Annotated in this window: 8 protein-coding genes and 1 pseudogene; 2 read left to right on the forward strand and 7 right to left on the reverse strand. The window is 37.4% G+C overall.

What is annotated here, in order from left to right; genetic code table 11:
• Positions 1–321: 321 nt before the first annotated feature.
• The 5 genes from AC1DWN_RS22770 to AC1DWN_RS22790 form a co-directional block, all read right to left on the reverse strand.
• Positions 322–528, reverse strand: coding sequence for a hypothetical protein (locus tag AC1DWN_RS22770; protein WP_477561188.1), 207 nt, complete (start codon positions 526–528; stop codon positions 322–324).
• 641 nt (positions 529–1169) lie between these two features.
• On the reverse strand, positions 1170–1616 hold the full coding sequence (locus AC1DWN_RS22775) for a hypothetical protein (protein WP_477561189.1): 447 nt from the start codon (positions 1614–1616) through the stop codon (positions 1170–1172).
• A gap of 320 nt (positions 1617–1936) precedes the next feature.
• The gene (locus tag AC1DWN_RS22780) at positions 1937–2389 is read right to left on the reverse strand and encodes a hypothetical protein (RefSeq protein WP_477561190.1); all 453 of its coding nucleotides are present in this window, start codon (positions 2387–2389) and stop codon (positions 1937–1939) included.
• 311 nt (positions 2390–2700) lie between these two features.
• Complete coding sequence (locus AC1DWN_RS22785) at positions 2701–3072, reverse strand: NUDIX domain-containing protein (protein ID WP_477561191.1); 372 nt, start codon at positions 3070–3072, stop codon at positions 2701–2703.
• 108 nt (positions 3073–3180) lie between these two features.
• Positions 3181–3639, reverse strand: a complete 459-nt coding sequence (locus AC1DWN_RS22790) for a putative iron-sulfur cluster-binding metallochaperone (protein ID WP_477561192.1) — start codon at positions 3637–3639, stop codon at positions 3181–3183.
• A gap of 345 nt (positions 3640–3984) precedes the next feature.
• On the opposite strand from AC1DWN_RS22790, the gene AC1DWN_RS22795 reads away from it, so the two are divergent.
• On the forward strand, positions 3985–4476 hold the full coding sequence (locus tag AC1DWN_RS22795; protein ID WP_477561193.1) for a hypothetical protein: 492 nt from the start codon (positions 3985–3987) through the stop codon (positions 4474–4476).
• Positions 4477–4850: 374 nt separating this feature from the next.
• Here AC1DWN_RS22795 and AC1DWN_RS22800 read toward each other — a convergent pair.
• A pseudogene (locus AC1DWN_RS22800) lies at positions 4851–5123 on the reverse strand (RidA family protein); the annotation flags it as partial.
• A 243-nt stretch (positions 5124–5366) separates the two neighbouring features.
• On the opposite strand from AC1DWN_RS22800, the gene AC1DWN_RS22805 reads away from it, so the two are divergent.
• Positions 5367–6644, forward strand: a complete 1278-nt coding sequence (locus AC1DWN_RS22805; protein WP_477561194.1) for an IS110 family RNA-guided transposase — start codon at positions 5367–5369, stop codon at positions 6642–6644.
• 518 nt (positions 6645–7162) lie between these two features.
• On the opposite strand, the gene AC1DWN_RS22810 is transcribed toward AC1DWN_RS22805, so the two are convergent.
• Positions 7163–7555, reverse strand: coding sequence for a VOC family protein (locus AC1DWN_RS22810; RefSeq protein WP_477561195.1), 393 nt, complete (start codon positions 7553–7555; stop codon positions 7163–7165).
• Positions 7556–7695: the final 140 nt, after the last annotated feature.

Raw genomic sequence — 7695 nt, forward strand, 5'->3', positions numbered from 1 at the left:
GGCTGAGAGTATCCGGCTACTTCCATGTTAAAGTTTTTTATGTACCATAGAGCAGATTCATACGGATTTGATACTGGGATGTAGATACATGCCAATCCCTTTAGAACAGGTCCATTTGTCTGAATACTCATTGTTACATTCCTCTTTCTACTTTAGATTGAATAGAGCTATTAAGCTATCAGGCAGTTTAATACAAATACTATAACAATTAATGGAATATATAGGAAATTTTAATTTATGAGTTATTGAACATAACTGCCCGTTAACTTAATGGCAAGTTATATTTTGTATATTGAAATGGACACAATTGGTGCTGATAATTCATCCCATTTTTCTTCGAGCCATTATTTGATATATGACATTTGTTTTATCATCTAGCCAGAACCATAAGTTATCTGACTTAACTACCCAGCAATCTTCCCTCATTTCAATCTTATACTGATTTTCCAGGCATACTTTTAATTGTTCCAAAGTCGATCCTAAATGAAAAATTCCTATGCGTTCTCCAGCTACAATTTCAAAATCCATATGACCAGTCCCTCTAAATTGATCATTTTTCAACACAAAAAAGCGATTCCATCATATCATATGTAGGAATTTCATGAGCAAAGAGATGTTATATTAACCTGCCCGTTAGTTGAGAAAACGACAGTCACTTCACCGGCTGCCGTTTCTTCGTGCATATTGAGCTATCGTTACCAGTTAGCTTAATCAATTATGAATCCAGTCTTAATTCATTGATAAGAAAATCGCATTGCTCTATTTTCATTACTCTCTTTTCTTTTGTATAATCCCAACCATTTTTTATTGCATATTTAATTAAGCTAGCACAAACACTCGGTTGACATAAGTTGGTGGACCAATTAACTTTCCAAGAAAACAATATTAAAAAATACGATGTTTTGGTTTTTGAAGGATATATTTTAAAACTTATTGACTCATTTGAAGGCGTTTGGTCAATTATGCAATGAAATAAGCACTCATCAATTACGATTTTCTTTATTTCCTTCGTGAAAAGCTTCATTGATTGCACTCCTTTTGTAGGACGATTTTCTTGATTAATAAATTCCACCTTTTCTTACGCAATCCTGCCCGTTAGTTGAGAAAACGACAGGCACTTCACCGGCTGCCGTTACTTCGTGCTTATTGAGCTATCGTTATCCGTTAGCTTAAGGCATAACCATAGTTTGCCATGGCGAACCTGACCGATATTTTTTTATCTTCCAATTTCCGTTCTTTTTCACAAGGATAAGGTTATCCTCATATTGTTTAACCTTATTTTTTTCGTCATCAACGAACAACTGAATGGTTACTTTTCTAACTCCAAATCCTCTCCATTCCGATTTCAATTGCTTATATTCTTTAATATTTCCATACCAATGACGATCGTTTATCAGGCTTTGGGCTATCATCCCCATCTTTGTTTCCGATGGTAATTTTTCAAAATCAGGATCTATCTGAAAATAGGTGTACATTGTTTGATAGTCTTCATTAATAAAATCGCCGTAAAATCGATTAACCAATGGAGTAAACTCTTCTTTATCTCTATTCATTTTCCAAAAATATCCCCAGAGTAACACTATAATAACAAAAAAAATTAAAATATACTTTTTCATTCCTATAAACTCTCCTCAATTCATGAATAAATTTATCAATCCACCAATAAGATGTTTTAAACTTATAAGTTGATAAAAGCATCTATTTCGTATGCTCCCAGTCAGCTATTGAGGTAATCTGTCCGTTAGCTTAATAACAAAAGGGAACAGCTGCCGTAGCAAACTGCCCCTTATTTGTTCAACTAAAGTGTCCCATTAGCGTAATGATGACCTGTCATCTATAATATGGTTCTACTTAATGGGAATAACAGCGAATTAAATTCATAAAGTACCCTCACTGCTCATAAAATTTTAGCTCATAATCTTGCTTGTGTAGAGCGTTAATGCCCACGTAAGTCAAGATCACTAAATGGATAGTTACTACTACCCCAAGTATACACAATATAATAGTTGTTTAGAGTTTCATCTGCATTCAATGCCTTAAAAGTCACGTCACCATGATCAATAAAATCAATATGATTACTCGCTTGCTTTTCAACTATGTAACTCCATTCATTCTCGCGATACTCTGAATAAAAATTATTTAATTCATCCAAATTAAGTTCCGATTTGATTAAAATAGCGCCAAAAAATTGCATTCCATTTCCATTTCCCACTAATTTTCTAGCCGATGATACAGCATCTACCATTTCAGTTTTGTCTGGCAAAGATAATCTTATTAAATCTTTTTTAATGGAATATGCAATATAATTATTTATAAATGGAATGGATACAACTGATAAAAAAAGCCCAACCACTGCAATTGTTAAAATAACTTTGAATGTTTTTTTCAAGTTATCACCTCTCACAAAATATAAAGAATCCCTACCGAACCACACAGATTCAATACACTTAGAAACTTCCTTTTATTAATTTAGACACGACACTATGAAGATATGGACGTTAGACTTTTGAGAATGTTTCAAATGACTGGAATATAATCCAATATAAATATTTCTATTCTCAACTATACTGCCCATTAGCGGAACAGGCTGCCAATCGTCGGCAGCCTGTTGTCGTTGCGCTATTGTTTCCCGTTAGCCATTCATGCATCTCTTCTGCTGCACCACAGAGCATGAAAGCTAATCCGTTCTTTCATGGTAGTTTAATAAGGGAAATTCATTTTTTCAAGTTGTCCTTTTAGTTCAACTAACTTGATCTTAATAAAAGGATCTATTTCTTCAGGTAATCGATCAAATTGAAAAAATTTGGCTTCAATTGCTTGGTTTTCATCAGGCATAAGATTCCCAACAAAGTCAGTACATAAATACCCTACTGCAACAGTATGATATTCATCACCACTTTCCTCGACACGATTGATTAGTTCTTTGCCTGAATAGACACCGAATAACCGTAATTTATTTAACCTAATCCCTAAATCTTTTTGTACATTTCGTTTAATACATTCCTCAACAGACTCATCTAACTGTAATATGCCTCCAGGTATGCTCCAGGTTCCACCTATGTATCGATTCAATAATATTTAACCTGAATGATTAAGGATTGCTACACTTGGTCGCATGATAATTAGTGGAGCATTTCCAATCATCTCTCGCATTTTTTCGCAATAATCCATAAGTACCTCCTAAGATAATTGATTTATAAATTTTGTCACATTGCTTAAACAACAACTACCTTGAGGGTTAATTACCTCACAACCACATCGATTTTCTTTGATATTTTCCCGTATATGATCGACTGGAGTAGGGGTAAGTCCTAATTCAACAGATTGGGTGATTTTTTCTTTTGTCCAATCAAAACAATAACAAACAGGAACATTCGAAGCAGCGTCTTTTTGGTATATTGGAACCTTTATATCTGATATGAAATAGATTTTTTTATCTGTATCAAAATACACTACTTCACAATTGTTTGTTGAACAAAAATAATGGGTTACATCTGCATCCAAAGACGATAATGTAGCTGGTTTTAACATGGACTTTAAAGTAAGTAGTTTTACTTTTTTTCCATTTGCCATACATGATGGACATTTTCCTGAATCGTTTATTTCAGAATCTTGAGCAGTCGTGCAACAATCACTCATAAGTTAACCCTCCTTCTCAATTGTCTTTATATATAGAAATTATACCATGCCTTATTGAACTAAACTGCCCGTTAGCTTAATGAAATGAGCAAACTACTGTAGCCTGCTCAACAATGTTAGTTACTCAACTAACGTTCTCCGTTAGCACAATAACTCACGCTATTCACTGAAGAATCTTCACATCCTTTATGGGCATCTGCACAATCATATAGTTATTAACCTACATACTGTAAACACAGGTTATTTGACTTTACGAATAGGGGATGTTTCTTTGTTAGCCTCTACTAATGTCGAAATATAAAGCTCGCTTTATGCATTTTCTTTATAAAGAAATGGAGGTATTGTATGACAAATTTTTATTCTTTTCACGGGACTGTCACTATGATTAGTGATTTTTTTACAGGTCAAAATGGTAAAGGGGAAGGCTGTTATAAATTAATATCTGTAGAAAACGGATTGGGAGCATTAGTAAATTTCGTGGTGTCACCCACAACTTACTTTGTAGACCATGTAATGGTGGTAGTAGGAGATCACGTGACTGGATATTATGACGGAAATGCACCTGCTCTTCTTATTTACCCTCCACAATATCAAGCACTTGTCATGGTAAAAGATAGCCCATATCAGAATGTAAAAGTAGATTATTTTAATAGTGAGTTGGAGAGTAGTGATGGACGATTACGATTAAATATTTCTCCATATACTCAAAAAGTATTAACAAATGGGCAACTCTTTTCAAGAACCCCTGCGAACCGAGATCTAATAGTTATTTACGGACCTGCCACAAAAAGTATCCCCGCCCAAACCACACCCTATAGAATTATAGTTTTGTGTTAGGGGTTATTATAGAGAATTCCTGTTTAGAATATTAATTGGTATATAAAAACACAAAAGACTCGTMCATTTCGGCGAGTTTTTTAATTATATTTTGTTCTTAGACCAAAAACTTCTTCTTCAGCTTAATGCACCCGTTATCCATCATTGCAGCTAAGCTGTCCACTACAGAGGATGGAATAATATGTGCAATTCCTTAGTTCAACTAAACTGCTGCCCTTAGTTGAGAAAAGACTGCCGAGATGCTGGCAGCCTTGAAGGTGATTATTGAGCAAACGTTACTCATTAGTTGAATGACCTGAACCTGATCCGCTTATCCACGGTTCACTTTGGATAAAACTTCTCCTTTATTGGGAAGTGACAGCAACTGCATCAACTTAAATATTAAAACCAATATCACTTCGAATTATTGTTCTTACTGGATATGGAGATTGGAAGTATTCTGTATAAATCTCTTCAAAGAGTTGGGGGGTTAAATAAGTAAAGTTAAGAATAACTGTAATTTTTACTACGTCATTTAAATCTAATCCTACTTCTGCTAGAACACTTCGTACATTTTCAAATGTTTGCCTAACTTGTTCTTCTGCGGAACACTCAAGAGTATTAGATCCTTGTCCAGCAACATATACAGTATCCTTCACTTTAACTGCCTGGGAGTAAGCTTAACCTAACGAATTTTCCATGCCGAAGTATTCCTTCACTTTTATTCACCCCTAAAATTTATGACTACGTAAAATATAATACCATATTCTAGGGATAATTCGGTTCAACTATTCTGCCCGTTAACATTCCTGTAGGTGTTAGTAGATTCGGTTTGCAGAAAAACGAACGCCCCGCTAGGATGAGTATGTACTGGGTTGCAGCCCTCAGAACTCACCTTAGGAGGCGTTAACATGAAGTCTAGATTAATTAAAGCTCAAAATCAACGTGTAGAACGTATTTCTACTTCCACCCTTGTCATAGGCATCGACATTGCCAAGGAGAAACATGCTGCTCAAGCTATTAACTTTCGAGGTATTGTCCTCACCAATCGCCCAATTATGTTTTCGAACGACCATGCGGGCTTTGAGCATTTAATAAGCAGCATTCGTAAATTACAGAAAATGCACAACTTGAATGACGTCGTTGTGGGAATGGAAAGTACCGGTCACTACTGGTTCAATATCGCCAATTGGTTAATGAAACAAGGTGTTTCAGTTGTCCTTGTCAATCCAATGACGACCAAACGCAATAAGGAAAACAGAGACAACTCCCCCTCAAAAAATGACCCAAAGGACGCTTTGGTCATTGCCGATGCAGTGAGTCGCGGGTTCTACACGCCCTTCTCTCCAAAGGAAGAAGACTTCCGCCGCTTACGGGTTATTGTCACAAACAGAGAGCATTGGGTTGTTAAATCCGGACGGATTAAGAACAGAATCCACCGCTGGCTGGATATCCGTTTTCCAGAATACAGGCAAGCGTTCGAAGATATTTTTAGTCCTCGTTCAATAGCCACTTTGCGTCGTTTTCCAGCCCCATCTGACGTATTGCAGTTAACTCCGGAGCAGATGGTGCAAACCTGGGGAGTGTACATGGCTAGACCTGGCGGTGTGCGAGGCAGGAACAAGGCGCTAGAGCTCCAAACACTCGCTAGACATAGCGTTGGAGACACTACTGCCCTTGAAGAAGATAAATGGGAACTTAGGCACCTCATCGAAGAATATGAACGAATCTGCCACATCATTGATGAAGCGGACGAGATCATTGAAAAGCTATTGCCCGAAATCCCCTGTTCTGATCTCGTTCGATCCATCGGTGTTTCCGTTCCTGCAACGGCTGCCATATTCGCATTTGGCGGGGACTTACGTAAGCTGTCTCACGGGAATCAGTTATTGCGAAAGGCTGGATTAAACTTAGCGGAACGTAGTTCTGGTAAGTATAAGGGGCACATTAAGCTAACCAAACGAGGAAACTCATTACTACGGAAGCACTTGTACTTCTCGGTGTTTCACCTCTTATCTCACAATCGTGCATTCCAAGCCCTGCATGCACACAATATTGAAGTAAAACGAATGACAAAAATGCAATCCATGATGAAATTGATTGGGAAATTGGCTCGAATGCTTGTAGCTATGGCAAGAGAAAGACAAACTTTCTCCGCGGATAAGGCTCAACCGCCATTAGCAGCTTAACAACTAAATTCGCAACCAGACACGTAGATTAGCTCGTTCGCAGGATTTCACAAAGAAAGCACGGAGTACCGAGATTTTTAGGCTTTAGGGCATAGACCCGTTCCGTTAACGTTGATCGGACTCCACACCTTGGATAGATAGGACGAAGGAATGTAAGGGCGTAGACCCGTCGAGATTTGGGAGAGTGAATCCCAAGGATCTTGTGGAGAGAGACGTGCAGTAAATCTTTATATGGAAGATGTTGTAATTAGACCAGCACCTTCTATTCCCGCATGCCCYCAAACGGAACTGCTTAGCCCATGTTATGATATCATTTAAACTCCTATTTAAACATGCATGTGAAATCCTGTGAATTAGAGAGCATTCGTGAGAAAAACCTTATTCTCTGAGGGAGCGTAATGACTACTTACAAATGAAGTTGTTGCAAGTAAATGTAAAATATACCCAACAGAATAAGTGGGAATCACGACACTATAGATGATCGTGCTGACTGCTCCCTAAGGTCGCTGGACCGTGATCTACTCAACGAACTTTGGAGTGCCATGTACCACTAACATATTTCCGCTGGGATCAAAGAAATCAAAATCCATTCCCAGGATCTCTCCTTCGATTACCCCTCCATTTTCTCTGATCTCGCCAATCTGGACCCCTTTACTCTGCAAATCGGATAGTAGCTTTCGAATATCTACTGCTTCAAAACCTATAACGACAGACATCATTCCCTGATGCGATTCCGTTTCACACAAAAAAATGGACGGGCCTGAAGGAAGCGCAAGAATAGTCATTTTATTATCCGGTCGTTTCCAATGTACCTCGAATCCCAGATTAACCAAGTACCATTCGGTAGATTCCTCAAGATTTTTAACTGGAACTTGGAGATATGAAACGCTTTCGAGAATCGTTTCTACCAATTTACTTCATGCCTTTCTATGATTGGATTTGATACTAATGATRCTATCAACGATCGCTCTTTAACTATCGGTTCACTCAAAAGTAGAATTTTTTATGCTATACCGCTCATTAGCTTAATGAAAATTCTTCTTAATCACTC

It is taken from the genome of Paenibacillus sp. P4_A7 (assembly GCF_056402455.1).

What these genes read in the sequence shown, in the direction of transcription:
- AC1DWN_RS22805 (WP_477561194.1), top strand. Translation starts at nt 5,367, where the DNA reads ATGAAGTCTAGATTAATTAAAGCTCAAAATCAACGTGTAGAACGTATT.
- AC1DWN_RS22775 (WP_477561189.1), bottom strand. Translation starts at nt 1,616, where the DNA reads ATGAAAAAGTATATTTTAATTTTTTTTGTTATTATAGTGTTACTCTGG.
- AC1DWN_RS22795 (WP_477561193.1), top strand. Translation starts at nt 3,985, where the DNA reads ATGACAAATTTTTATTCTTTTCACGGGACTGTCACTATGATTAGTGAT.
- AC1DWN_RS22770 (WP_477561188.1), bottom strand. Translation starts at nt 528, where the DNA reads ATGGATTTTGAAATTGTAGCTGGAGAACGCATAGGAATTTTTCATTTA.
- AC1DWN_RS22790 (WP_477561192.1), bottom strand. Translation starts at nt 3,639, where the DNA reads ATGAGTGATTGTTGCACGACTGCTCAAGATTCTGAAATAAACGATTCA.